The 25,438-nt window shown below is 36.4% G+C and carries 24 protein-coding genes and 1 riboswitch; of the genes, 11 read left to right on the forward strand and 13 right to left on the reverse strand.

Annotation, left to right across the window (positions count from 1 at the left end):
* Positions 1-70: 70 nt before the first annotated feature.
* From groL to sufU, 7 genes are all read left to right on the forward strand, one after another.
* Positions 71-1,699, forward strand: a complete 1,629-nt coding sequence (groL, locus tag DYE54_RS01880) for a chaperonin GroEL (RefSeq protein ID WP_115309638.1) — start codon at positions 71-73, stop codon at positions 1,697-1,699.
* Between the two features lie 236 nt (positions 1,700-1,935).
* On the forward strand, positions 1,936-3,189 hold the full coding sequence (locus DYE54_RS01885; protein WP_115309639.1) for a diaminopimelate decarboxylase family protein: 1,254 nt from the start codon (positions 1,936-1,938) through the stop codon (positions 3,187-3,189).
* A 366-nt stretch (positions 3,190-3,555) separates the two neighbouring features.
* Positions 3,556-4,299 carry a Fe-S cluster assembly ATPase SufC gene (sufC, locus tag DYE54_RS01890; RefSeq protein WP_115309640.1) on the forward strand — a complete coding sequence of 248 codons (744 nt, stop codon included), beginning with the start codon at positions 3,556-3,558 and terminating at the stop codon, positions 4,297-4,299.
* 9 nt (positions 4,300-4,308) lie between these two features.
* On the forward strand, positions 4,309-5,718 hold the full coding sequence (gene sufB, locus DYE54_RS01895) for a Fe-S cluster assembly protein SufB (protein ID WP_115309641.1): 1,410 nt from the start codon (positions 4,309-4,311) through the stop codon (positions 5,716-5,718).
* 9 nt (positions 5,719-5,727) lie between these two features.
* On the forward strand, positions 5,728-6,777 hold the full coding sequence (locus DYE54_RS01900) for a SufB/SufD family protein (RefSeq protein ID WP_115309642.1): 1,050 nt from the start codon (positions 5,728-5,730) through the stop codon (positions 6,775-6,777).
* Positions 6,778-6,815: 38 nt separating this feature from the next.
* Positions 6,816-8,045 carry a SufS family cysteine desulfurase gene (locus tag DYE54_RS01905; protein ID WP_115309643.1) on the forward strand — a complete coding sequence of 410 codons (1,230 nt, stop codon included), beginning with the start codon at positions 6,816-6,818 and terminating at the stop codon, positions 8,043-8,045.
* Positions 8,046-8,106: 61 nt separating this feature from the next.
* A complete protein-coding gene (gene sufU / locus DYE54_RS01910) occupies positions 8,107-8,541 on the forward strand; it encodes a Fe-S cluster assembly sulfur transfer protein SufU (RefSeq protein ID WP_115309644.1) in 435 nt (144 codons plus the stop codon).
* Positions 8,542-8,646: 105 nt separating this feature from the next.
* Here sufU and DYE54_RS01915 read toward each other — a convergent pair whose 3' ends face one another.
* Positions 8,647-8,898: a (2Fe-2S)-binding protein gene (locus DYE54_RS01915; protein WP_006556772.1), complete on the reverse strand. Its 252-nt coding sequence runs from the start codon at positions 8,896-8,898 to the stop codon at positions 8,647-8,649.
* 95 nt (positions 8,899-8,993) lie between these two features.
* On the opposite strand from DYE54_RS01915, the gene DYE54_RS01920 reads away from it, so the two are divergent.
* Complete coding sequence (locus tag DYE54_RS01920; protein WP_115309645.1) at positions 8,994-9,671, forward strand: HAD hydrolase-like protein; 678 nt, start codon at positions 8,994-8,996, stop codon at positions 9,669-9,671.
* 124 nt (positions 9,672-9,795) lie between these two features.
* Here DYE54_RS01920 and DYE54_RS01925 read toward each other — a convergent pair whose 3' ends face one another.
* The gene (locus tag DYE54_RS01925) at positions 9,796-10,311 is read right to left on the reverse strand and encodes an S-adenosylmethionine decarboxylase family protein (RefSeq protein WP_115309646.1); all 516 of its coding nucleotides are present in this window, start codon (positions 10,309-10,311) and stop codon (positions 9,796-9,798) included.
* 577 nt (positions 10,312-10,888) lie between these two features.
* Between DYE54_RS01925 and DYE54_RS01930 the strand changes: the two genes are divergently transcribed.
* Positions 10,889-13,708 carry an FAD-binding and (Fe-S)-binding domain-containing protein gene (locus DYE54_RS01930; protein ID WP_115309647.1) on the forward strand — a complete coding sequence of 940 codons (2,820 nt, stop codon included), beginning with the start codon at positions 10,889-10,891 and terminating at the stop codon, positions 13,706-13,708.
* Between the two features lie 226 nt (positions 13,709-13,934).
* Entirely contained in the window at positions 13,935-14,933 is a 999-nt protein-coding gene (locus DYE54_RS01935) for a site-specific integrase (RefSeq protein ID WP_115309648.1), read from the forward strand.
* 110 nt (positions 14,934-15,043) lie between these two features.
* Here the strand turns inward: DYE54_RS01935 and DYE54_RS01940 are convergent, their stop codons facing one another.
* Positions 15,044-15,358 (reverse strand): LysM peptidoglycan-binding domain-containing protein, encoded by a 315-nt coding sequence (locus DYE54_RS01940; protein ID WP_115309649.1) that lies wholly within the window; start codon positions 15,356-15,358, stop codon positions 15,044-15,046.
* Between the two features lie 271 nt (positions 15,359-15,629).
* Between DYE54_RS01940 and lexA the strand changes: the two genes are divergently transcribed.
* Entirely contained in the window at positions 15,630-16,313 is a 684-nt protein-coding gene (gene lexA / locus DYE54_RS01945) for a transcriptional repressor LexA (RefSeq protein ID WP_115309650.1), read from the forward strand.
* Between the two features lie 98 nt (positions 16,314-16,411).
* Here lexA and dapA read toward each other — a convergent pair whose 3' ends face one another.
* From dapA to DYE54_RS01995, 10 genes are all read right to left on the reverse strand, one after another.
* Positions 16,412-17,293 (reverse strand): 4-hydroxy-tetrahydrodipicolinate synthase, encoded by an 882-nt coding sequence (gene dapA / locus DYE54_RS01950; RefSeq protein ID WP_115309651.1) that lies wholly within the window; start codon positions 17,291-17,293, stop codon positions 16,412-16,414.
* A 24-nt stretch (positions 17,294-17,317) separates the two neighbouring features.
* Positions 17,318-18,349 carry an aspartate-semialdehyde dehydrogenase gene (locus DYE54_RS01955; protein ID WP_115309652.1) on the reverse strand — a complete coding sequence of 344 codons (1,032 nt, stop codon included), beginning with the start codon at positions 18,347-18,349 and terminating at the stop codon, positions 17,318-17,320.
* Between the two features lie 22 nt (positions 18,350-18,371).
* Entirely contained in the window at positions 18,372-19,169 is a 798-nt protein-coding gene (gene dapB / locus DYE54_RS01960; protein ID WP_115309653.1) for a 4-hydroxy-tetrahydrodipicolinate reductase, read from the reverse strand.
* A 108-nt stretch (positions 19,170-19,277) separates the two neighbouring features.
* Positions 19,278-19,444, reverse strand: a riboswitch (Lysine riboswitch).
* A gap of 89 nt (positions 19,445-19,533) precedes the next feature.
* Positions 19,534-21,210: a DNA repair protein RecN gene (recN, locus tag DYE54_RS01965; protein WP_115309654.1), complete on the reverse strand. Its 1,677-nt coding sequence runs from the start codon at positions 21,208-21,210 to the stop codon at positions 19,534-19,536.
* Positions 21,211-21,222: 12 nt separating this feature from the next.
* On the reverse strand, positions 21,223-21,678 hold the full coding sequence (gene argR / locus DYE54_RS01970; RefSeq protein WP_115309655.1) for an arginine repressor: 456 nt from the start codon (positions 21,676-21,678) through the stop codon (positions 21,223-21,225).
* Positions 21,679-21,681: 3 nt separating this feature from the next.
* Positions 21,682-22,260, reverse strand: a complete 579-nt coding sequence (mnmM, locus tag DYE54_RS01975; RefSeq protein WP_115309656.1) for a tRNA 5-(aminomethyl)-2-thiouridylate-methyltransferase MnmM — start codon at positions 22,258-22,260, stop codon at positions 21,682-21,684.
* Positions 22,257-23,138 (reverse strand): NAD(+)/NADH kinase, encoded by an 882-nt coding sequence (locus DYE54_RS01980; protein ID WP_115309657.1) that lies wholly within the window; start codon positions 23,136-23,138, stop codon positions 22,257-22,259. Before DYE54_RS01980 ends, mnmM begins: the two co-directional genes overlap by 4 nt.
* An 8-nt stretch (positions 23,139-23,146) precedes the next feature.
* Positions 23,147-23,950: a TlyA family RNA methyltransferase gene (locus DYE54_RS01985; RefSeq protein ID WP_115309658.1), complete on the reverse strand. Its 804-nt coding sequence runs from the start codon at positions 23,948-23,950 to the stop codon at positions 23,147-23,149.
* Positions 23,951-23,964: 14 nt separating this feature from the next.
* Positions 23,965-24,432: a divergent PAP2 family protein gene (locus DYE54_RS01990; RefSeq protein WP_281267704.1), complete on the reverse strand. Its 468-nt coding sequence runs from the start codon at positions 24,430-24,432 to the stop codon at positions 23,965-23,967.
* Positions 24,433-24,446: 14 nt separating this feature from the next.
* The gene (locus tag DYE54_RS01995; protein ID WP_115309660.1) at positions 24,447-25,325 is read right to left on the reverse strand and encodes a polyprenyl synthetase family protein; all 879 of its coding nucleotides are present in this window, start codon (positions 25,323-25,325) and stop codon (positions 24,447-24,449) included.
* Positions 25,326-25,438 lie beyond the last annotated feature (113 nt).

The following is a 25,438-nucleotide window of genomic DNA, read 5'->3' on the forward strand; positions in this document are numbered from 1 at the left end:
TAAATATCTAAGATATATTCACTAATTTATATATTGAGGTTATTTAGATAACCTTAGGAGGTAATAGATTATGGCAAAAGAAATTCTTTTCAATGAAGACGCTCGTCGTGCATTAGGCCGTGGCGTAGATGCATTAGCAAATGCAGTAAAAGTTACATTAGGACCAAAAGGTCGTAACGTAGTATTAGACAAAAAATTCGGTGCACCTACTATCACTAATGATGGTGTTACCATTGCTCGTGACATCGAACTTTCTGATCCATTTGAAAATATGGGTGCACAACTTGTTAAAGAAGTAGCCACTAAAACAAACGATGTAGCTGGCGATGGTACTACAACAGCTACTGTATTAGCTCAAGCTATGATTCAAGAAGGTATGCGCAATGTAGCAGCTGGTGCTAACCCAATGATTTTGAAAAAAGGTATTGAATTAGCTGTTAAAACTTTAGTAGAAGAAATTAAGAAAAAATCTATTAAAGTCAATGGTAAAGCTGATATTGCTCAAGTAGCTTCTGTATCTGCTGGTGACACTGAAATTGGTGGTCTTATTGCTGAAGCTATGGAAAAAGTAGGTAATGATGGCGTAATTACGGTAGAAGAATCTAAAGGTTTACAGACTGACCTTTCTGTTGTAGAAGGTATGCAATTTGACCGTGGTTACATTTCCCCTTACATGGTAACGGATCCAGACAAAATGGAAGCTGTTATGAACGAACCATACATTTTGATTACCGACCGTAAAATCAGTGCTATTGCTGATATGTTACCAACACTTGAAAAAGTAGTAAAACAAGGTAAAGAATTGTTGATTATTGCGGAAGACCTTGATGGTGAAGCATTGGCTACTTTGGTAGTAAACAAATTGCGTGGTACCTTCAAAGCCGTAGCTGTTAAAGCTCCTGGTTTTGGTGACCGTCGTAAAGCTATGCTTGAAGATATTGCGATTTTAACTGGCGGTACTGTTATCACTGAAGATATGGGCCGCAAATTGGATAGTGTAGAACTCGAAGATCTTGGTACAGCTCGTCAAGTACGTGTAACTAAAGATGAAACAGTTATCATCGATGGCGCTGGCGACAACGATGCTATTAAACAACGTGTTGGCCAGATTAAAGGTCAAATTGATGAAACTACTTCTGAATTTGATAAAGAAAAACTACAAGAACGTTTAGCTAAATTGTCTGGTGGTGTAGCTGTTATTGAAGTTGGTGCTGCTACCGAAGTTGAATTAAAAGACAAAAAACTTCGTATTGAAGATGCATTAAATGCAACTCGTGCCGCTGTTGAAGAAGGTATCGTAGCTGGTGGTGGTACTACTTTAATCGATATCTTGCCTGCTCTTGAAACTTTGAAAGAAGAAGGGGATGTACAGACTGGTATTAACCTTGTTAAACGTGCTGTAGAAGAACCACTTCGTCAAATCGCTTATAATGCTGGTTTAGAAGGTTCTGTTGTTGTAGAACGCGTTAAAAATACAGAATCTGGCGTAGGTTTCAATGCTCTAACTGAAGAATATGTAGACATGGTTAAAGCTGGTATTGTTGACCCTGCTAAAGTAACTCGTTCTGCTCTTCAAAATGCAGCGTCTATCGCTTCTTTAGTATTAACTACTGAAAGTATTGTTGCTGATAAAGTAGAAGAAAATGCACCAGCAGCACCTGCTATGCCTCCAATGGGTGGCATGGGCGGTATGATGTAATTTAATATTTACATAACTCGCTAAGTCTTATGACTAATTAGTTAGTAATTGGTTCATATATAACCTAAAAATGCTCGTATCCGTTGTGATGCGAGCATTTTTATTTTTCTATAGAATTGACGAACGGTGATTAAATTAAGTATAATCAAACATATACTTAAATTTGAAATTATATATTTATACAAGGGCTGACAATTATTACTAATTGCAAGGTCATTGAGTGAGGAGAAAGATTGATGAATGAGAAAAAACTACCGATTACGGCGGCCCGTTTAGAAGAAATTATTGCTGAATATCCGACGCCATTTCATTTATATGATGCGCAAGGTATTGTTACTAATATTCGTAAATTTATTAAAGCCTTTAGCTGGGCTAAGAATTTCAAAGAATATTTTGCTGTCAAAGCAACACCTAATCCTTACATTATGCGTTTATTGCAACGTGAAGGGGTAGGTGCTGATTGTTCATCATTAGCAGAGTTAGTATTGTGTGAAAAAGTTGGTATTACAGGGGATAATATTATTTTTTCATCCAATGATACACCTTATGAAGAATATGCTAAAGCGATGGAACTAGGCGCCATTATTAATCTTGATGATATTACACATGTGGCCTACTTAGAAGCTCATGGTACATTACCTAATCGGCTAGCCTTTCGTTATAATCCAGGCTCTTTAAAACATGGCGGTAATACTATTATCGGTTTGCCCGAAGAAGCTAAGTATGGTATGACAGGGGATCAGATCATAGAGGCTATTAATTATTGTAAAACTCGAGGTGTGGAACGTTTTGGCTTACACACGATGGTGGTATCTAATGAATTAGATATTCAAGGATTAATTGGCACTGCTGAATTAATGTTTAATTTAGCTTTACGAGTGAAAGAGGCAACAGGTATTGAAGTTGATTTTATTGATTTTGGTGGTGGCATTGGCGTTCCATATCGTCCTGAAGAATCAGCCGTTGACTTTGAAGCCTTAAGTGCTGGTATTAAAGCCGCTTATGAACGTTTAATAGAAGGTAATGGCCATAGTTCTATTTCTTTGGCGTTTGAATGTGGCCGTATGGTAACGGGGCCTTATGGGTATTTAATAGCAACTGCTATTCATCGTAAAGATATTTACAAACACTATATTGGTTTAGATGCTTGTATGGCCAACTTAATGCGACCTGCGCTCTATGGCTCTTATCATCATATTACTGTTGTGGGTAAAGAAACAGCTCCATTAGACCATGTATATGATGTAACCGGTTCACTTTGTGAAAATAATGATAAATTTGCTATTGATCGTCAATTACCTAAGATTGATATAGGTGATCGCATAGTAATTCATGATACCGGGGCCCATGGGCATTCTATGGGCTTTAATTATAACGGTAAATTGCGTTCGGCTGAATTATTGCTAAATGAAGATGGTTCTATTACACAAATTCGTCGTGCTGAAACCTTAGATGATTTATTTGCAACATTGGATTTTAGCGATTTATAAGGAAAAACCTATTAATATAGTCGATAATGTGGTATACTTAAAAAGTAATCCTATAATTTACTATTGTATAGAAGATAGTAAGAAGTCAATAAATACCATATTTTTTGATAATTTTCAAAAAATTCGATGATATAAACAAATTCATAGTAAAATAGTAGAAATTAACTTGCACTGGATACAGTTAGATTGTATAATGTTTATTAGGAATAGATGTTGTAAGATTGGCTGTTTACCGAAGTGGTAGAATATTTTTGCTGTTATAAGCGGTGTTTCACTTTGGTGGGATACCGCTTTTCTTATAAAATCTAACAAATACACTATATATGACTTAAAGACATAATTAATTATAAAAGGAGTGACTGTACTGTGTCAGAATTACTTCGCGTAGAGAATCTACACGTGTCCGTTGAGGGCAAAGAAATCTTAAAAGGTATTGATTTAACGATTAATAAAGGTGAAATCCATGTAGTTATGGGGACTAATGGGGCTGGTAAATCCACATTAGCTAATGCTATTATGGGGAATCCTGTATATGAAGTGACAGAGGGCTCTATCACATTTGATGGAGAAGACATTACGGAAGAAGCTGTTAATGACCGTGCTAAAGCAGGGATTTTCATGTCCTTCCAAAACCCAATTGCCATTCCTGGCATTACAGTAGAAAACTTCATTCGTACCTCTAAAGCAACTGTAACTGGCGAAAATGTTCGCGCCTTAGCTTTTAAAAAAGAATTAAAAGAAAAGATGGATGAATTATCTTTTGATGCATCCTATGCACAACGCTATGTAAACGAAGGTTTCAGCGGTGGGGAACGTAAGAAAAATGAAATTCTTCAAATGTCTATTTTAAATCCTAAATTGGCTATGCTTGATGAAACAGACTCTGGTCTTGACGTTGATGCTGTACGTATCGTATCTGATGGTGTAGATCGTTTCCATACTAAAGATAATGCAGTACTTATTATTACACATCACAATTCTATTTTACAAAAATTAAAACCTGATTTTGTTCACGTTTTAATCAATGGCAAAATTGTAAAAACTGGGGACGCATCCTTAGTAGCAGATATTGAAAGTAAAGGCTACGATGCTTATAAGGCGTTAGTTTAGGAGGCACTCATGGAAACTAGAAAGAAAACCTATGTGGAGGATATGGACCGTGGCGTCTATGATATAAAGAATGACTTTGAATATTCTTTTAAATCTGATGCAGGCCTTACGGAAGATATTATCCGCGAAATTTGGTCTAATAAAAATGAACCGGAATGGATGCTGGACTTCCGTTTAAAATCGTTAAAAATTTACAATGAATTAGATATTCCAACTTGGATTCCTGATATTAGTGGCCTTGATATGGGCAATATCGTTACCTATGTTAAACCAAAAGTTGACATGAAGGGTGACTGGAATGAAGTACCAGAGGATATTAAGAGTACTTTTGATCGCTTAGGGATTCCTGAAGCTGAAAAAACATCCTTAGCTGGTGTAGGGGCACAATATGACTCTGAAGTTGTGTATCACAGTATTCAAGAAGATTTAGTAAAACAAGGGGTTGTATATACCGATATTGAAACAGCTCTTCATGAATATGAAGATATTGTTCGTCAGTATTTTATGACCTTAGTACCGCCAACAGATCATAAATTTGCTGCTTTACATGGTGCTGTTTGGTCTGGTGGTTCCTTCGTATATGTGCCAAAAGGAGTGCAAGTTGACATTCCGTTACAGTCCTATTTCCGCTTAAATGCGCCAGGGGCTGGTCAGTTTGAACACACCTTGATTATTATTGAAGAAGGCGCTAAAGCTCACTTTATTGAAGGTTGTTCAGCGCCAAAATATAATGTGGCAAACCTTCATGCTGGTTGTGTTGAATTATTTGTTAAAGATAATGCGACACTTCGTTATTCTACGATTGAAAACTGGTCGAAGAATATGTACAACTTAAATACTAAACGTTGTACAGTCGGCAAAAACGGCACGATTGAATGGGTAAGTGGTTCCTTTGGCTCCAAAGTATCTTGCTTATATCCAATGAGTATTTTAGCTGGTGAAGGCGCACATTGTGAATTTACCGGTGTTACATTTGCTGGTGAAGGTCAGTTCTTAGATACGGGGGCTAAAGTAGTCCATGTAGCACCACATACAACATCTAATATTAATTCTAAATCTATTTCTAAGAGTGGTGGCGCTGCTATTTATCGTGGTGTTTTAAATATCGGTAAAAAAGCAGAACATGCAAAAGCTACAGTATCTTGTGAATCTTTGATGTTAGATGAAATTTCTCAATCAGATACGATTCCTTCCATTTCTATTGAAAACGACAACGTAGATTTAGGTCATGAAGCTAAAATCGGTCGTATTTCAGATGAAGCTATTTTCTACTTAATGACTCGTGGTATTAGTGAAGAAGAAGCACGTGCCATGTTAGTCCGCGGCTTCGTAGAACCAATTTCTAAAGAATTACCATTGGAATATGCTGTTGAAATGAATAACTTGATTTCCTTAGAGCTTGAAGGCTCTATCGGTTAGGAGGTACTGATGAGTAACGTATTATTTAATGAACTCCCTAGACCTACTTTCCGGTGGTTAAAGGTAAATCATACGGAAGGTGTAGTGGCTACTGGCAATACACCAGCAGTGGTAACAGTAGAAGCTAATGATGGGGTAGTTACAGAGTTAACGAATAAAGCTTTATTAAAAGCAGATTTTGAAGGTGCTGAAACAACGTCACTAGCCCTTGTTACTAATGAGTATACAAAAGGGTTGGCAATTAATGTTCCAGCTGGTGCTACTGAAAAAGTAGTTATTACTATTAATGCTGAAGGAGCTAGTGTAGGTGATAAAACTCGTCTAGCTATCGATGTAGCAAAAGATGCTTCTTTAGACGTATTATATGTAGTTAAAGGAGAGGCTACCGAAGGGGGCTTAAATTTATTAACTGAAGTTAATGCAGAAGAGAATGCTAATGTAGTTTTCAAAAAAGTCCAGCTATTAAGTGACGGTGTGCAACAAATTGAGCATCGTTACACGAAATTAGCGGCTAATAGTCATGTAGAATTTCTAAATGTTGAGCTAGGTGGCGGTGAAAACTTCTTACATTACACGCAAGATTTAGTCGGTAAAGAAGCGCATATTGAACATGATTTAGCGTACTTAGGTGATAATGAACAACGCTTCGATATTTCTATGCTTATGTCTCATGTGGCTCCAAAGTCGGTTAGTGATATTCATGTATTAGGGGCTTTAGCTGATAATTCTAAAAAATCTTTCCGTGGTACTTTAGACTTTATCCGTGGCAGTATAGCTGCTGAAGGGGCCGAAGAAGATACTTGTGTATTGCTTGATCCTACTGTAAAATCTGTATCGTTACCATTATTATTGTGTAAAGAAGATAATGTAGTAGGGAATCATGCAGCCAGTGCTGGTCAATTAGATAAAACAAAATTGTTCTATTTAATGAGCCGTGGTTTTAGTGAAGATGAAGCAAAACACATTATTGTAGAATCTATGTTACGCCCAGTGATTGATCGACTTGACAATGCTGAGTTAGAAGACATTGTATTAGCCACTGTACGTGCAAAAATTTAATTTGTACATACGATGAGATTGAATAGAGAAGGTGTATTATGAAGTCAGTTGCAGAAGCATATAAAGATTTTCCCATATTACAAAGAGAGCATAAAGGTCACCGCTTAGTATATTTAGATAGTGGGGCTACTACACAAATTCCAAATGATGTGATTAATGCGCTTGAAACCCATCTAAAACAGCATAATGGTAACCCTCATCGAGGCGCTCATATATTGGCTGTAGAAGCTTCTGAAGCCTATGAGACAGCTCGTGATGCTGTACAGCGTTTTATTAATGCTAAAACACGTGAAGAAATTGTGTTAACTCGTAATACGACGGAAAGTTTAAATTTAATTGCCTTTAGCTACGGCTTACATAACCTAAAAAAAGGCGATAAAATTGTCATTACTATTGCCGAACATCATGCCAATTTAGTCACTTGGCAACGTGTTGCTCAAACTACGGGTGCTACATTAGAATATATGTATTTAGATGAGTCAGGTCATTTAAAAGATGGCGAAATGGATAAAATTGATAGTCAGACTAAAATTGTATCCTTTGCTCATGTAAGTAATGTATTAGGCATGGAGTTTCCCGTAGAAGAGTTAATTAAACGAGCTCATGCTGTAGGAGCGATTGCTATTTTAGATGGTGCGCAATCAGCACCACATAAAAAAATTGATGTACAAGCGCTAGATTGCGATTTCTTTGTATTCTCCGGTCATAAAATGTGTGCCTCTCAAGGTATTGGTGTTATGTATGGTAAACGCCATCTATTAGAAGATATGCCACCATTCTTATTAGGCGGTGACATGATTGAATATGTACAGGAACAAAGCACTACCTACAATGAAGTCCCTTATAAATTTGAAGCTGGTACACCAAATGCTCATGGAGCTGTTACACTTAAAGCGGCTATCGAATACTTAGAACAATATGGTATGGATGCTATTAATGCTTATGAAAAAGAATTAGTATCTTATGTATTGCCAAAATTGTTGGCTATTCCTCATGTTCACGTATTAGGTTCTGAAGATTCAAGTGAAAAACATGGCGTAATTGCTTTTATGATTGACGATGTTCATCCTCATGACGTAGCTACTATTTTAGATAGTTATGGCGTTTGTATTCGTTCGGGACATCACTGTGCGCAACCATTAGGGGCATATTACAATGTGCCAGCATCGAGTCGTTTAAGCATGTATATTTACACTCGTAAAGAAGATTTAGATATTTTCTTAGAGGCAGTAAAGCAAGTCCGCCCAACTATGGGATTTAAAGACTAAATACACCATATCCCTAAGTATTAACTAAGGGGAAATAGCTAGTAAAAAGGAGTTCTTACTTATGGAAATGGATCAGTTATATACTGAGTTAATTTTAGAACATAATCAAGATAAACGAAATAAACGCTTATTAGATGTGTTTACAGTTTCTGAACATGGTCATAATCCAAGTTGTGGCGATGATTTAACGTTACAATTAGATGTAGAGAATGGGGTAGTAAAAGATGCTGCTTATACAGGTTCTGGTTGTGCCATTAGTCAAGCATCGGCCTCTATGATGATAGATATTGTAAAAGGTAAATCTGTAGAAGAAGCGTTTCGTTTAGTTGATATCTTCTTAGGTATGATAAAAAAAGAAGTGACTGATGAAGCTGAATTAGAAGAGTTAGAAGATGCGATTGCACTCCAGAACATTTCTAATATGCCAGCTCGTGTAAAATGTGCCGTATTAGCATGGCATACATTGAAAGAAGCACTCAAAAAAGAAAATGCTTAATACCTAGTTGATTTAAATTGAATCATGTATAATAAAAGGAGTTAACCAATAACAACCAAGTTGCTATGAGTTAACTCCTTTTTTACAAAGCCTATAGAGAATGAATTAATCTTCTTTTTTGGCACCAGGCTTTGGTAATTTGCCCATATCTTGTAGTAGTTTTACTATGCGGACACCACAATTCTTGCCACCGCAAGATCCTGTGCCAGCGCCTGTACGTTCTCGAATTTTAGGAATTGTATCACAACCATCATTGATAGCTTCCTTAATCGTTTTGCGAGAAATGCTACGACAAGTGCAGACTTTAGTATATTTATCTAAGATACTGTCTGGTACTTTTTGTTCTTCGAAATCCATACTATTACCTCCCTATACTACTTAGTATAGCTATTAATATAATATATTGTACCATAGATTTATCATTCTATGTATAGTTAAGAAAGGATTAACTTATGATTTGTGTTTTATTTGATTTAGATGGCACGTTAACTGACTCTGCAGAAGGTATTAAAAAATCTGTAGTATATGCACTAGAGAAAAAAGGAGTACCCGTACCTGCTGATGATATTCTTACTTTATTTATAGGGCCCCCTATTGTAGACTCCTTGCGTGAGCATTGTGGCATGACAGAGGCTGAAGCTGAAGAAACATATGGCTATTTTAAGGAACGTTATCATACAATTGGTAAATTTGAAAATAAAGTTTATAAAGATGTGGAGAGCATGTTAGTAACATTGCGACAAACAAATACGTATGTAGCCGTTGCAACGGCTAAACCAGAACCTTTAGCGAAAGAGGTGCTAGAACATTTTGGTTTAACTAAGTATTTTGAAATTATCAAAGGCGCTGATACTGCACGGGGAATGGTGCATAAAGAGGATATTTTAAAAGAAGCTTTAAACGATATGAAAGAGATTTCATCAAATCGTACGAAAAAAGAAATTACTGGTTGGTACATGGTAGGGGATCGTAAATATGATATGGAAGCTGCTAAAAAATTAGGTTGTCGTGCTGTAGCGGTTACCTACGGCTACGGTACCCAAGAAGAGTTAGAGGCTGCAGGCGCTGATTATATTTGTCATACACCATCTGATGTAATTTTAAATATTGCTGTAGATACTTTGTTATAATAAAAGACTATCCTTCTAGGTATATGACTTAGAAGGATAGTCTTTTATAAATTACATAGTTAAATGGGGGCTTAAGATTACAGGTTTTACACCAATACTGATTATTAGGGATTTTGCACTGAGATTAATCAAGCGGTTGTTGATGACGGTTTTTCTTAGAAATCACTTTAAATACTTTAGCGCCTGTAGATTTTAATTTGGTACCAGTTTGTTGTAAACGCATGCGCGTGCGTGTTACACGAGCTAAAGCGGATAAGGATGTTTTTTTACGTGGTTTCATATCGCGAATGGATCCAAAATCACCACGATTAATACTGGTTGCTTTTACTCGTTCAGCTCCAAACGATTGTTTTAAAACACGCATAATTAAGGTTGCTTGTAGTGGATTATTAAAGGTATAAATATCGACAGCTACATAGCCCATATCAGGATACGCATGGACGGCAATATGACAATGAGGAGACACAGCGAATAACACAACTTCATCATCTAAGACTTGGCAACTAATTTCATCAATTGGCTGTTGTGCAGCCTCTAAGGCATTAGTTACGCTTTCTTGAATAATAAGCGGTGAGTCCATAACATCTTCCAAACAAGTATATAAATCAATAAGTAAATGGGTTCCAACTGAATTAGCCACAATGACACCTTCCTTATATAATATCAATTAATAGGGGATTACTTTTACATAGAAAGATAGAATCTACTAGATAAATAGTAATCCTTTGATGAAAATCAATAGTGATTTATAAACAACATATAAGATATGAGTTTTAAGTATTTATATATCATATTATTATACCGTGAACTGTCATAATTGTAAAACATCAAATATATTTTTTAATTTAAAACTACTAATATTTTAAATATATAGTTTTTATTTTACTTAATGACTCTTCAAAATATAATTGATAAATATGTAGTGTTTATAAGGGTTTATAAGTTTTGTTGAGAAAATTTATTAATTAGATAAATAATGAGTTTAACGAATTAATGAAGCTCAAAATATAAAATTTATTCAATTCGTGTAATAATTTATGAGAACATAATTATCATTTTATTATTTTCTTAGGGATTTAGAGCATATAGAATACATATGACTATAGGTCATAGACTTTTCCTCAATTTACATGATTACTTCAGTATGCTATTCTAAGTTTATATTAAACCGTACTGTCGTGCTGAGTGGCGCAACAATAGGTAGGAGGTCCTAACAAATGAGCATACAATTGAAACGTGATTTTGATACTTTTGTATCAGAAGCCAAAAAGATTTCACCCAATCGAGTATTTACTGATTATTTATTGCGCTATGCATATGGGGTAGATGCCTCTTGCTATAGCTATTTACCAAAAGTTGTTGTTAAAGCAAATACAGAAGCTGAAGTCATTCAATTGGTGTTATTAGCAAATCGCTGTGGTACACCAGTTACCTTCCGAGCAGCTGGTAGTTCTTTATCAGGACAATGTTCTTCTGAAGATGTACTTATTGTCGCTAATGATGGTTTTAAATTTGCACAAGTCTTAGAAAATGGTAATGCCATTCGTTTGGCTTGTGGCGTTATTGGTGCTGATGCCAATGAGGCTTTGGCGCCATTTGGTAAAAAAATTGGTCCTGACCCAGCAACAATTACTACTGCTTTAGTAGGCGGTATTTTTAACAATAACTCTAGTGGTATGTGTTGTGGTACCGCTCAGAACTCGTATAAAACAGTTCGTTCTATGCGCGTTGTCTTAGCTGATGGCACTGTACTAGATACAGGTGATGATCAAAGCGTGAATGACTTCATGCGTACCCATGGCAAAATGGTAGAAGATATCCTTAATTTACGAAGCGATATCATGGCAGATAATGAATTAGTTGATTTAATTAACCGTAAATACAAAATTAAAAATACAACAGGCTATGGGATTAACTCCTTAGTTGATTTTGAAAACATTGTAGATATTTTAAATCATTTATTTATCGGTAGTGAAGGGACTTTGGGGTTTGTAAGTGAAGTTACCTATAACTGTGTTGATGATGCTAAATTTAAAGGTTGCGGTCTTTTATTCTTTGAAAAATTAAATGATGCTTCGCGTGCCGTTGTTGCCTTAGCTAATATGTCACGTGAAAAGGTAGTGGCTGCTGAAATGATGGACTATTTAAGTCTTAAGAGTGTACAACAATTACCAGAAGTACCATCTTTTGTACGTGGCGTGCCAGAGGGAACAAGCTGTATCTTATTCCAATCGGAAAGTAATGATGAAGCTACTTTAGACCAAAACTTAGAATATATTAAAGAACATTTAAAAGATATCCCAACGGTAATTCCAAGTCTATATTCTAAAGAGGCTTCGGAATATAATTCCTGGTGGATGATTCGTAAAGGCTTATTACCAATTGCTGCTGGTCTTCGTCGTCCTGGTACTACAGTTATTACTGAAGACGTTTGCTTCAAAATTGAAGACTTTACTGATGGTATTGAAATGATTACTGAACTATTCCACAAATACGACTTTGTAGATAGTGGTATCATTTTTGGTCATGCCTTAAGTGGTAATGTTCATTTTATTATCACTCCAGATTTTAATGAACAAAAAGAAATGGATAATTTTGCTGCTCTTGTAAAAGAAATGGCAGAACGGGTAGCTGGGGTAGAAGGCTCTATTAAAGCTGAACATGGTACAGGTCGTATGGTAGCGCCATTTGTAGAATTAGAATGGGGTAAAAAAGCATATGCTGTAAACCGTCGCATTAAAGAAATTTTTGACCCTCAACGACTCCTTAATCCAGATGTTATGATTACTGATGATCCAGACGTTTACAAGAAAAACCTCAAAGCCATGAATGATATTGATCCATTATACAATATGTGTATGGAATGTGGCTTCTGTGAAAAGAATTGTCCAAGTCGCAACTTAACCTTAACACCACGTCAACGTATTTCATTACTTCGTGAAGAACAACGCTTGCTTAAGGAAGGCAATACAGCTATGGCAGCAGAACTTAAAAAAGGGTATGAATACTATGGTGTTGATACGTGTGCTGCTTGTTCCATGTGTTCACAACTTTGCCCATTAGGCATTGATACAGCACAAATTGCTATTTCTATGCGTAAAATTGATCCAAAAGGCCGTGGCTTAGCACAAGCGATTTACAATAACTTTAGCACAACGTTAAAAGCCGCTAAGGTAGGGGTAACCTTAGGTGGTGTAGCTGGTAAGGTTGCTACTAAAACATTATTGGCAAAAATCTCTGAAGATGCTCATCAGTTAACTGGTTTAACACCATATTTGCCAAAGACAATGCCTAAAGCTAATACGTATAAATTAAGTAATAAACGAAATCCTTTATTCCAAAAGAATGTAGTATATTTCAGTACTTGTGCTAACCGTGCATTCCGTCAAAACCAAGGGTATGACGATACTCGTAGCTTGCAACAAGTATTTGAAAGTTTATGCGATAAAGCAGGGTATAATGTAATCTATCCACCACATATCGAAAATCTTTGCTGTGGCTTGAGTTTCGAAAACTATGAAGAAATTGATAAACAAGCGTTAGCTGATTTAACAGAGGCTTTAATGAAAGCTAGTGAAGGTGGTGTTTATCCAGTAGTTATTGACCATTCAGCTTGTTTCAATCATGCCTTCAAACATATTAAAGGTTTAAAAATTCTTGATATTTCAGAATTCTTGTATACAATTTTACCTGATTTAAATGTAACGAAATGCAATGAATCCGTTATTGTTCATAAACAATGTAAGGTAAAAACTTTACACAAAGGTGATTATATTGAAAACTTAGCACGTGCATGTACTGATAAAGTATTCAATATTAAATCCTTTGCCTGTGATGGATTTGCTGGTCAAAAAGGTTTCTTTACACCAGAACTTAATAAATGCGCTACTAAAGACTTAGCTGATGAAATTAAAAGTTATGGCTGTACTTTAGGTGTAAGCTCCAGTTCGACTTGTGAAATTGGTCTTGGTGAAAATGGCGGTATTCCATTTGTAAGTATTGCGTACTTATTGGACCGTTGTTCTACAAGAAAATAATCTTAACAGCTTACTAAAAAAAGTCCTCGATGTATGTCGGGGACTTTTTATGACTAATGACGATTGAACTCTTTAGGGCTTTATGATATAATTACTTCCGATAACGATATATTATCGGAAGTAATTATTTAGTTGTTTTTAGAGGAAATCTAGCTTATATCTTATTTTACCTCTATGTTTACAATTTGAAGTTTTTATATCTACATTTTTATAAGGAGTTTCTTTTATGAGTTCTAATAAGCATTTCTATTTGCGTGATAATGAAGCTCTTATGGCAAGTAGCAAGCTCTCTCAAAAAGCTAAAGAGAGCATTTTATTATCTAAGTCTGAAAATACGGTTGATGCTTATGAATCTGACTGGGATGATTTTGTATATTGGTGTGAATCTCGTCATGTGTCTTATTTTCCAGCTTCACCAGAAACAATTGTTAACTATATTAATGATTTAGCAGATCATGCTAAAGCTAATACTATTTCTAGACGGATTAGCGCTATTTCTGAAAATTTTAATGCTTCAGGTTTGCCTGAGAATCCTTGTAAGACGTCTTTGGTAAGTCAAGCTTTACGTGGTATACGCCGTAAAAAAGGAACTTATCAGCAAGGTAAAACCCCTATCCTATTAGAAGATTTAGAAGATATTTTTCAGGAAATGGAATCCCTTGGGCTACCTGATATTCAGAAGCTTCGTGATAAAGCCATTCTCTTAATAGGTTTTATGGGTGCTTTTAGGCGTAGTGAAATTAGCGCTTTAACAGTAGAAGATTTAACGTTTTCACCGCAAGGATTAGAAATCTTTGTACGGTCTTCTAAAGCTGACCAAGAAGGTCAAGGTGCTGTTGTTGCCATCCCTTATATTGAAAACGCTGAATTTTGCGCTGTAAGGGCCATTAAGGCCTGGCTCCGGTATACTGGTATTCAAAGTGGCCCAATTTTTAGAGGTTTTACGAAAAAAATGGATATTCGTAAAAATGCTTTGAGTGATAAAAGTATTGCAGACATTGTAAAAAAATATACATCACTTATTGGTTTAGATCCAGCAATGTATGGTGCTCATAGCTTACGCCATGGATTTGCCACTACGGCAGCCTCCTACGGTGTTGAGGAACGGAATATTATGCGTCAAACGCGACATCATAGTGTAAATATGGTACGTCGCTATATCAATGAAGCTAATAAATTCGTTGACAATCCAATTAGTACTATATTTAGTAGTAAAAAACGATGAAAAACGGTGATACCTAGCCGCCTAAGTATCACCGTTTTTATTTATATTTAATTGTCTATATAAACCCTAGAGTATAAGACTCTTAGTGGATCTATCATAAGTTTTATTCTTTATTCGTTTTGAGCTAAATAATCAACAGATATTTTATGATTCGGTGTCTTAATTGTCGGTATTTTAATCGTGCTACCAGGTTCTAAGTTGGCTGTTTCATCTAATTGATTCAAGGCTTTTACAGCATGTACCATTTCACGAACATCTATATTACTATTACTGTGCTTAGTAGCAAGCCCCCAAACAGTATCTCCAGCTTTGACGGTAACCGTACGTACATTATGTGTATCTAACTCAATCGTTGGTGTATTGACAAAATAACCAATAGTTAGTGTTAAAAACATACTGAAAACGATTAAAAAATCACGTTTCATACTATCACCTCATTAACAAACTAATCACAAGTCCCTAACCACACATAGTCATATTATTTTAAAATTAATTTCTACGAACATTACAACGGTATGTATGTTTGTTTACAGATTTAGTATACCACACGAATAAATGTTCGGTCAATAGAAAATCGAACAATTATTTGACAATACTTGTCCTTACGTTCTATAATAACAATGAAATAGTTTATATTTTTGCGACATTATATTATATTTTATATATTTTTTTAATATAGAATGAGAGGTTTTAACTGTGAGACGTCCCGCTACCGATATTAACTCTAAACAAAAAAAGATTTTAGATTTTATTACTGAATCCTTACAAAATGAATATCGCTGCCCTAGCGTTCGTGAAATTTGTAATTATATGGGCTTAAGTTCTACCTCAACTGTGCAGAGTCATTTAAATACATTAGAACGTTTTGGCTATATAAAACGAGATGTTAATAAAAATCGCTCAATTTCTGTTGTTGGTATGCAACCTAAAGTAATGCCTGAAGTAACTAAATCTGAAGACGGTCAAGTTACCTCATCAGAACCTTTTGATTTTATGTCTGTAAAATTGCGTAATGTACCATTAATTGGTACTGTACAAGCTGGCATGCCAGTTACAGCCATACAAAATCAAGAAGCTGAAATTCCCTTGCCATTAACATTGATTGGTAATTCTGAATGTTTCTTGCTTCGCGTTCGTGGTGAGTCTATGCGTGATATTGGTATGTATGAAGGCGATTTACTTATTGTTCGTAATCAATCAACTGCTAATAATGGAGATATTGTAGTTGCTCGCATTGAGGATGAAGCTACCGTAAAGCGTTTTTATCGTGAAAGTAATCGTATTCGTTTACAACCTGAGAATAGTGATTTTGAGCCTATTTACACAGAATCTTGTGTTATTGAAGGTAAAGTCATTGGTCTTATTCGTGATCATATTTAATTAATAATTTAAAACGAGTAATAAAAAACGAACACCTGTTTGATTGCCTTTTTATGGGCTAACTAAACAGGTGTTCGTTTTTTATTAGTATGTTAGTTTTATTTAATATATGGTTTAATAGCCGCATTGACTATAGCAGCTTCTTCTTCAGATGGTTCACACATTGGTAGATGGAAAGGTCCTGCTGGTAAGCCTAATTTGCGAACTGCATATTTTACAGGAATTGGATTTGTTGTAACAAACATAGCTTTAAACACGGTATATAATTCTTTATGTAACGATTTAGCTTTAGCTACCTCCCCTGCTTCATAAGCTTGAATCATAGCATTCATTTCTTTACCCACTATATGTGCGGCTACAGAAATAACGCCACAACCGCCTACGGCTAACATAGGTAAAGTTAGACCATCATCACCACTGTATATCATAAAATCTTCTGGTAATAAATGATATATTTCAGAGGCAACATTAATATCACCACTAGCTTCTTTTACAGCTGCTATATTCGCGCAAGTTTCACGCAATCTAGCCAGTGTTGCTGGCAAAATTTTGCCACCAGTACGACCCGGTACATTGTACACGATAACTGGCAATGAGGTTGCTTCCGCCATGGCTTTAAAGTGAAGAAAAACGCCTTGTTGATTTGGTTTATTATAGTAAGGAACAACCCCCATAACTGCATGAACACCAGTTTTACTAGCTTCTTTGGTGAGAGCAACAGTTTTAGATGTATCATTTGAACCTGTATTAGCCACGATTGAACCAATATGACCACATTCTTTAGCAATGATTGTAAATAGCTTCAACTTGTCCTCATTACTGATAGTCGGGCTTTCGCCTGTTGTACCACATACAATAAGACCATCGGAACCATTAGCTAATAAATGCTTAGCTAATACGACAGCGCCTTCAAAATCTACTGAACCATCTGCTTGGAATGGCGTAATCATAGCAGTTAAAACGCGACCTAAGGTTTTCATAAGAACCTCCTCTAATACATATTATTAAAAAGATTGTTTTTCAACAAGATATTCCGCAATTTGCAAGGCATTTAGAGCAGCCCCTTTGCGGATTTGATCCCCTACAATCCAGAAGTTCATACCCTTGTCATTATATAAATCTTTACGAATGCGGCCGATTTCACAATCATCTTTACCTGATGTATATAATGGCATAGGATATTCTTGTTCTTTAGGATTATCTTTGACAATAAGCCCAGGAAAAGCGTCACAAGCAGCTTTAAAATCTGCTACACTTACAGGGGATTCTGTTTCTACTAAAACGGATTCGGAATGGGAGCGAAATACAGGAATTCGGATTGTTGTTGGTACAACTTGAATTGCATCATCATGAAGAATTTTCTGAGTTTCTAACACCATTTTCATTTCTTCTTTAGTATAATCATTGTCCATGAATATATCGATTTGTGGAATTACATTAAACGCAATAGGATAATGTTTTGGTAAAGAGGCACTTGGTAAAATATTAGCTTCCATCTCTTGCTCTGCCATATGTGCTTTGGTTTGGTTATTTAATTCATCAATTCCTTCTTTACCGGCACCAGATACAGCTTGATATGTACTTACAACAATACGTTTGATGGGTGATAAATCATGTAATGGTTTTAGTCCTAGGGCCATAATAATAGTCGAACAGTTTGGATTAGCAATGATACCTTTGTGTGTGTCAATATCTTCTGGATTAACTTCAGGGACTACTAGTGGCACGTTTGGATCCATACGGAATGTGCTGGAATTATCAATGACGATAGCCCCCCGTTTGACAGCTTCTGGTGCTAATGTTTTAGAAATAGAACCGCCAGCAAATAAGGCAATATCAATCCCCTCAAATGATTCTGGCTTAGCTTCTTCTACTATATATGTTTTACCACATACTGAAAGTTCTGTACCAGCAGAGCGAGCTGAGGCTAGTAATTTTAATTCAGCAAATGGAAATTGACGTTCTTCGAATAAAGTAATAAACTCTTGACCTACGGCACCAGTGGCACCTAAAATTGCAACATTTGGTTTTCTCATGTGTATCTCTCCCAATAAAAAATTATAAATAATGTTCTAAACCATACGTAAGACCAGGTTTTTCACCAATCTTTTTACAAGCTAACACGACACCTGGCATAAAGGATAAACGACTAAGTGAATCATGGCGAATCGTTAAGGTTTCATCATAACCCCCAAATAAAACCTCTTGATGGGCTACATATCCAGGAAGTCGTACACTGTGAATTGTTACCTCATCTACTTTGGCTCCACGCGCACCAGGCAAACTTTCCTTAGTGAGATCTTCTGCACCTTTGGCACCAGCTGCTTGCTTTGCTTCATTAATGAGTTTGGCTGTTAATACGGCTGTTCCAGACGGTGCATCATATTTATGATTATGATGTAATTCAATAATTTCCACATTTGGGAAATAGGGGGCTAAATTAGCCGCCGTTTTCATCATCATCACAGCACCTAACGAGAAATTAGGGGCTACTAAACAATTTGCCTTATGGTCTTTTCCAATAGCCGCTAATTCATCACGTTGATCAGCTGTAAGACCCGTTGTACCGATTACAAGGTGTACCCCAGCGTTTAACACAGTTTTAGCATTTTCAAAAATAATAGCAGGATTTGTAAAATCAACGACTACATCAGGCTTTTTATCTGCTAAAGCGGAACTAATATCTTTATATAAAGGTAATCCTAATTCTTCAATCCCTGCATCCTTACCAGCATCGTCACCTGCTTGTTTTGGATCAATGCCACCAATAAAGGTAAGTTCTGGATCATTATGAACCGCTTTTACTACTTCTCGCCCCATTTTACCGGTAGCTCCACAAACCATTACTGTAATCATGTTCATTCCTCCTAAAAAAAAGACCAGCGCATAGCTGCCACTGATCTTGGTATGATTACCTGAACGAACCATCTTTCTTGGTATACACCAAGACTACGATAGTCAGAACAATGAGCTAGCACTCCATCTAATGATGACAGTCATACACCTATTCGATGCATAACCAGCGCTGTTTGTTGGCTCAAACAGGCTTCGGCGAAGTCTCCTTTCCTCATAGTTCAACGTGTGCCCCACTCCATATGAATACTCTTAACCTTCGCGCCTCTATCTCCAGTTATTCAATTTAAAAACTGATTACCATTAGTATACATTTATTTTTTCATATCGTCAAATGATATTATGTATACATAATCAAGTAATGCGTTTATGACTGTTTTTGTTTAAAATGTAAAATCATTTCTTTAGCTGTAGCTAACGCTGTATGTGAGAAGTTTTGCCCACTCATCATGCGAGCAATTTGCTGTACATGTTCTTCTTCAGATAATTCTGTAAGAGTAGACACAGTGCGTCCTTCTTCCTCGTGTTTGCTTAGATGATAGTGATGTTTAGCAATACTGGCAGTTTGCGGTAGATGTGTGATACAGAATACTTGCGTACTGTTACTAAGTTGTTGAATTTTAGCGGCTACTTGTAGTGCAATATCACCGCTAATCCCTACATCAATTTCATCAAATACAAGTGTTTTATAGGTTTTCGTATTGAATACAGATTTAAACGCTAAGGCAATTCGTGAAATTTCACCACCAGATGCTACTTTATGGAGTGGTAATAGCCCTTCCCCTGCATTCGCACTAAAAAGAAGTTCAATATGTTTCGCCCCTAAAGGGGTTAATTCTTCGCTTAAATCTAAGGTAAATTGTAACTCTGCTTTGGCCATCCCTAAATCCGTTAATTGCTCCTTTAAATGCGCGGCAATGGTTGCACTATTGGTTTGACGAATCGTTGTAAGTTGTAGTAATGCCTCTTTGGCTTTAGCTTCCGCTTCACTAACGGCTTTTTCTAAATCTTCTTTAGCATAGCTCTGCGCTTCTAATTCTTCTAAGCGAGCTTGTGCTTTTGTTTCGAAATCTAGAATTGCTTGAATGGAGTCTCCATATTTACGTTTTAAACCATAAATTAAAGAATCTCGTTCTTGGCAATATGCATAACGTTCTTCGTCATAAGAAATAGTGTCACGATATCGATCTAAACCTTGAGCCGCTTCTTCTAACTGAAAATAAGCAGAATTGACTAATTCTGAAAGATCCTTTAACTCTTCATCGTAACGTACTAAATCTTGAACTTCTGCTTTTATACTATTAACAGCTTCTAATATAGCATGCCGATCACTGTAAAATGCAGTATAACAAGCACCCAGCACTTTGTCTAAGTGCTCAAAACTATCTAATCGTTTTAATTCAGTAGTTAAAGCTTCGTCTTCTCCTATTTTTAATTGGGCCTCTTCAATTTCATCAATTTGAAACCGTAACATATCTAATTCGCGAGCTCGTTCGGCAGCCATAGCCTCCAAACCATCAAGTTGTTGCTTGGCAGTCTTATAAACTTTATAAGCGGCTACATAATTTTCAAAGGCTTGTTGGCCCTCTTTGGTATATTCATCTAAATATCGATGATGTACCTCTGGATTCAGTAGCAATTGATTACTATATTGGCCATGAATATCTGCTAAATAAAGCCCAATTTCACGTAATGCTTTTAAGGGGATTGCCTGATCATTTGCTAAAATAGTAGATTTACCTTGCCGATTAAAAGAACGTGATAAAATAAGCTGATTTTCTTCTACCAGGATGTTTTTACTCGCCAACAAAGACAATAAGGCGGTATCTCCTGTTACATCAAAAACGCCTTCAATGATAAAAGCATCTTTGCCGTGACGAATAAATTCATTACTAGCACGTTCACCCAGTAAAATGCTGAAAGCATCCATTAATATGGATTTACCAGCCCCTGTTTCACCAGTAAAAATAGTAATACCATCAGAAAATTGTAAGTTCATCTGTTCAATTAAAGCAAAATTGCGAATCCCCATATGTGTAAGCATAGTAAAGTGGCCTTAATCTTTCATTAAATCAGAAATACGTTTCAAAATAGGTTGTACGTCTTCGACTGAACGAGCAATCAATAATATAGTATCATCCCCTGCTAAGGTGCCAATTAATTCACCCCATTTTGCATGATCGATAGCAAAGGCGACCGATTGAGCTGAACCGGGCAAAGTGTGGAGTACAACCTGATTTAAACTGTAATCTACACGCGTAATAGAGTCTTGGAATAAACGACTAATACGATTACCAATCAGTAGTACATTTTCTTCTGGTGATAAAGCATAGCGATAGTGTCCATCACCAGTTGGAATTTTAATAAGCATCAATTCTTTAATATCACGAGATACGGTAGCTTGCGTTACTTCAATCCCCTCATCAGCTAAAGCGGCTGCGAGTTCTTCCTGTGTTTCAATAGAGCGGGATTGTACAATCTCTTTAATTTTATTATATCTGTAGCGTTTCATAGGTCACCGTCCTTTAATAATATATAAAATGGGAGGCTTGTTAATTTGATTAACTGGCTTCCACGTTGCCACGTCGTATGTTTTTTGTGGTAACGTTGTTAAAAATGTATGTACTGCTTGTGCTTCTGCTTCGCCCGTTGGTGTTCCTGGATAAGCAACTATAGTAATCAATCCTTGAGGGGCTAATTGGGAGATCCCTTTTTCTAGAGCTTCTAGTGTGCTCTCAGGTTGAGTCATTAGTTTATGAGAACTTCCGGGTAAATAGCCTAAGTTAAAAATAAGTAGATCAATTGGTGCGGATAGCCAATCATTTGTTCCTAATAAAAGCTCATGATGACCTTCGATTAAATGATAGTCTAAGTCTGTGCGAGTACATTCTTGCGCTAATTTTGCCTGAGTTGCTTGAATTGCAATAGCTTGTCGATCTAATCCCCATAATGTGGTACCTGTCTGACAGTGATTGGCTAAATAAAGAAAATCATGGCCATTACCTACCGTTGCGTCCACAATGGTTTGTGCCTGATTCAACTGATCAAGCCATAAAGTGCGTTGAAATTGTACGGCGTGATTGAAATTAATCATAAGAGTTCATCTCGTCTAGCTGACAATTTGCGGAATAAAGTGGCAAAGAATTTTTGTTCGTAGAAGCGTACGTAGCGGCTATAAAGTGCACTAGCTTCTATATGTAAGGTATCGTCACTCGTAAATTCATAATCAAAAGTACCATCAATACAAATGTGTAACTTTTCTTGACGTTTTGGCATCGTTAAATCGATACGAGCACTTTCTTTTAAGACTAGCGATACACTTTGTAATAAATGTGGTGCTATTGGCGTTACAATTATCGAATGATTATCTGGGGCCATAATAGGACCACCGGCCGATAAATTATAGCCCGTAGAGCCTGTAGAACAGGCAACGATTAACCCATCTGCCGGATACATTTGCGTATACCCTTCATTAATAGCTAAATTAATGCGAGCCATCCGTCCTGGTTTTTCATGAGTGATGACAACTTCATTGATAATAGGCGTTAATTTCTTAGCGCCTTCAGCGGTGCGAATTTCAGCAGCTAAGTGAATTCGATTTTCTACACGATAATCACCATTAGCAATCTTCGTAATACGATCCTCCATATCGGCTAATTCGATTTGATTTAAAAAGCCTAATTCACCAAGATTAATACCGCAAATAGGTACATCATGCATATAGATTTGACGTGCTAGATGAATTAGTGTACCATCACCACCAAAACTAAAAGCAATGTCCAATCGTTTGAAGATTTCTGGTCTTGGTAATACATGTTCATCTGGTACATTAAGTAGTTTAGGCAAATTAAATTCGTTAAGATCCTCAGGAAGCCAAACTTCAATACCGCACTTGTCGCAAATTCGTTTAGCCTCTTGTAGCACAGAAATTATATTTTCTTTGCCCATATTAGGGATAAAACCTACTCGCATATCATCACCTACATTTCATGAGCGGCTGCCACTACAGAGTGAACTAATTCCTCAGTAATGGGCAAAGCCCCTTCTGCTGTTTTCTTAAAAAATCCTAAAAATTCTATATTCCCTTCAGTCCCCTTAATGGGTGAATAAGTAACTCCATGTGGATATAGTCCACAGCTTTCAGCTACTTGCAAAATACGAAGTAGCACTTCTTCATGAGTGCTTGCTTCACGGACAATACCACCTTTACCAACTTTTTCACGACCAGCTTCAAACTGAGGTTTAATTAGAGCTACTAAAGAACCATTATCTTTAAGTAAAGTCACAGCTACAGGCAATACTTTATCCAGTGAAATGAAGGCTACATCAATGGAAATAAAATCAGAAAGCTCGCCTAATTGCTCAGGCGTTACAGTGCGAATATTCTGTTTTTCCATGTTAACAACGCGGGAATCTTGCCGTAAAGACCAAGCCAATTGATTATAGCCGACATCAATAGCAAATACCTTGGCAGCACCATTTTGTAACGCACAATCTGTAAAACCACCGGTAGAGGCACCAATATCTACCATGACCGCATTGGTTAAATCTATAGGATAAAGTTGTAAAGCTTTTTCTAATTTTAAGCCACCACGACTTACATAGGGCAATGTATTTCCTTTAACGGATAAATCAGCATCAATGGGAATTTTAGTGCCCGCTTTATCAACGCATACGGTGCCCATAAAAATTTGACCGGCCATAATAGCCGTTTTTGCCTTTTCACGGCTTTCAAAGATACCTCGATTCACCAGTAATACATCTAAACGTTCTTTTGTACTCATAAAACTCCCCTACATTACAGAAAATTATAATAAATGATAGAGGCTACGGCATATCCTAAGATAGCGCCACCAAATACTTCAAATGGCGTATGACCTAATAGTTCTTTAAGCATTTGACCGCCTTCAATATGAACTGGAATGTTACGTTTTTTAAAATGTTCCATTAACTGATTGAGTATTTGCGCTTGGCGACCAGCTTCTCGTCGGACACCTGATGCATCATACATAACAATTAAAGAGAAGGTCAAACAAATAACAAATAAATCTGAAGTTGGTCCATGTTCATACGCAGTAGCTGTAGATAAGGCCACTACTAAAGACGTGTGTGAGCTAGGAAATCCGCCAGAGCCAATTAGTCGCTCCCATTGTAAACGACGAATCTGCCATAGGACGATAACAAATTTTAATGCTTGTGCTAAAAACCAGCCCCAAAAAGCACTAATGGCTATGTAATTACTAAATAATTGATTTAAAAACTGCATAATAGATTCGTCCTTTAATTTGTACGGTGTACTAAATAGTCTACTAATGCTTCTAATATTGTTGTATCACCATCAACATTGGCTAACGCAACTTTAGCAGCCTTAGCTGTTTCATTAGCTTTAGTACGAGCGCCTTTTTCCCCTAATTCAGATACATACGTAGATTTATCTTGTTTTTCATCACTACCAGGCATTTTACCTAAATCTTCTATTGTTCCTGTTACATCTAAAATATCATCAGTAATTTGGAATAATAAGCCTAATTGATCACCATAGGTACGATAACTAGCTTGTACTTCTGGGGTTGCTTTACTTAAAATAAGACCAATTTCAATTGCTGCTAAAAATAAAGCACCCGTTTTACCGCGATGTAAGACTTGTAATTCTTCAAGTGGTATATGCCGACCTTCTGACTCTAAATCAAAGGCTTGTCCCCCAACCATACCTTCTGGGCCAGCTGCTTTGGCTAATGCTAATACACATTGCAACTGTTGACTTGGTGTGGCTACCTTATTTTGACACATTAATTGAAAGGCATAGGTCAATAAACCATCCCCTGCTAAAATGGCAAGGCCATCACCATATACCTTATGATTAGTTAGACTACCACGACGATAATCATCATTATCCATAGCCGGTAAATCATCATGTACTAAGGAATAGGTATGAATTAATTCAATAGCGCAAACAATTTCTTTATACGGTTCTGGTGAAACCCCTAATGACTCCATAACGGCTTTAGTTAAAATAGGTCGAATCCGTTTGCCACCCATCAATAAGCTATAACGCATTGATTCATACAGCTTAGCATATTCTGCATTAGGCGACTCTAATAGGGAGGCCAAATACGATTCAGTCCAAGCTTTACTCGCTTTTAAATATTCTTTTAACATAGTTCCTCCTACCCTATATGTATGGACCAATATAAAATATTTTTTATTAATACACCGAAACTATATAGTCAGTCTCTATCTTATTATTATACATCATTTAGTCTAATTTATAC

This window comes from Veillonella criceti (assembly GCF_900460315.1).
In the GTDB taxonomy this organism is placed as follows: domain Bacteria; phylum Bacillota; class Negativicutes; order Veillonellales; family Veillonellaceae; genus Veillonella_A; species Veillonella_A criceti.

What these genes read in the sequence shown, in the direction of transcription:
- groL (WP_115309638.1), top strand. Translation starts at nt 71, where the DNA reads ATGGCAAAAGAAATTCTTTTCAATGAAGACGCTCGTCGTGCATTAGGC.
- DYE54_RS01885 (WP_115309639.1), top strand. Translation starts at nt 1,936, where the DNA reads ATGAATGAGAAAAAACTACCGATTACGGCGGCCCGTTTAGAAGAAATT.
- sufB (WP_115309641.1), top strand. Translation starts at nt 4,309, where the DNA reads ATGGAAACTAGAAAGAAAACCTATGTGGAGGATATGGACCGTGGCGTC.
- DYE54_RS01900 (WP_115309642.1), top strand. Translation starts at nt 5,728, where the DNA reads ATGAGTAACGTATTATTTAATGAACTCCCTAGACCTACTTTCCGGTGG.
- DYE54_RS01905 (WP_115309643.1), top strand. Translation starts at nt 6,816, where the DNA reads ATGAAGTCAGTTGCAGAAGCATATAAAGATTTTCCCATATTACAAAGA.
- sufU (WP_115309644.1), top strand. Translation starts at nt 8,107, where the DNA reads ATGGAAATGGATCAGTTATATACTGAGTTAATTTTAGAACATAATCAA.
- DYE54_RS01915 (WP_006556772.1), bottom strand. Translation starts at nt 8,898, where the DNA reads ATGGATTTCGAAGAACAAAAAGTACCAGACAGTATCTTAGATAAATAT.
- DYE54_RS01920 (WP_115309645.1), top strand. Translation starts at nt 8,994, where the DNA reads ATGATTTGTGTTTTATTTGATTTAGATGGCACGTTAACTGACTCTGCA.
- DYE54_RS01930 (WP_115309647.1), top strand. Translation starts at nt 10,889, where the DNA reads ATGAGCATACAATTGAAACGTGATTTTGATACTTTTGTATCAGAAGCC.
- DYE54_RS01935 (WP_115309648.1), top strand. Translation starts at nt 13,935, where the DNA reads ATGAGTTCTAATAAGCATTTCTATTTGCGTGATAATGAAGCTCTTATG.
- DYE54_RS01940 (WP_115309649.1), bottom strand. Translation starts at nt 15,358, where the DNA reads ATGAAACGTGATTTTTTAATCGTTTTCAGTATGTTTTTAACACTAACT.
- dapA (WP_115309651.1), bottom strand. Translation starts at nt 17,293, where the DNA reads ATGAAAACCTTAGGTCGCGTTTTAACTGCTATGATTACGCCATTCCAA.
- DYE54_RS01955 (WP_115309652.1), bottom strand. Translation starts at nt 18,349, where the DNA reads ATGAGAAAACCAAATGTTGCAATTTTAGGTGCCACTGGTGCCGTAGGT.
- dapB (WP_115309653.1), bottom strand. Translation starts at nt 19,169, where the DNA reads ATGATTACAGTAATGGTTTGTGGAGCTACCGGTAAAATGGGGCGAGAA.
- recN (WP_115309654.1), bottom strand. Translation starts at nt 21,210, where the DNA reads ATGCTTACACATATGGGGATTCGCAATTTTGCTTTAATTGAACAGATG.
- argR (WP_115309655.1), bottom strand. Translation starts at nt 21,678, where the DNA reads ATGAAACGCTACAGATATAATAAAATTAAAGAGATTGTACAATCCCGC.
- mnmM (WP_115309656.1), bottom strand. Translation starts at nt 22,260, where the DNA reads ATGATTAATTTCAATCACGCCGTACAATTTCAACGCACTTTATGGCTT.
- DYE54_RS01980 (WP_115309657.1), bottom strand. Translation starts at nt 23,138, where the DNA reads ATGCGAGTAGGTTTTATCCCTAATATGGGCAAAGAAAATATAATTTCT.
- DYE54_RS01985 (WP_115309658.1), bottom strand. Translation starts at nt 23,950, where the DNA reads ATGAGTACAAAAGAACGTTTAGATGTATTACTGGTGAATCGAGGTATC.
- DYE54_RS01990 (WP_281267704.1), bottom strand. Translation starts at nt 24,432, where the DNA reads ATGCAGTTTTTAAATCAATTATTTAGTAATTACATAGCCATTAGTGCT.
- DYE54_RS01995 (WP_115309660.1), bottom strand. Translation starts at nt 25,325, where the DNA reads ATGTTAAAAGAATATTTAAAAGCGAGTAAAGCTTGGACTGAATCGTAT.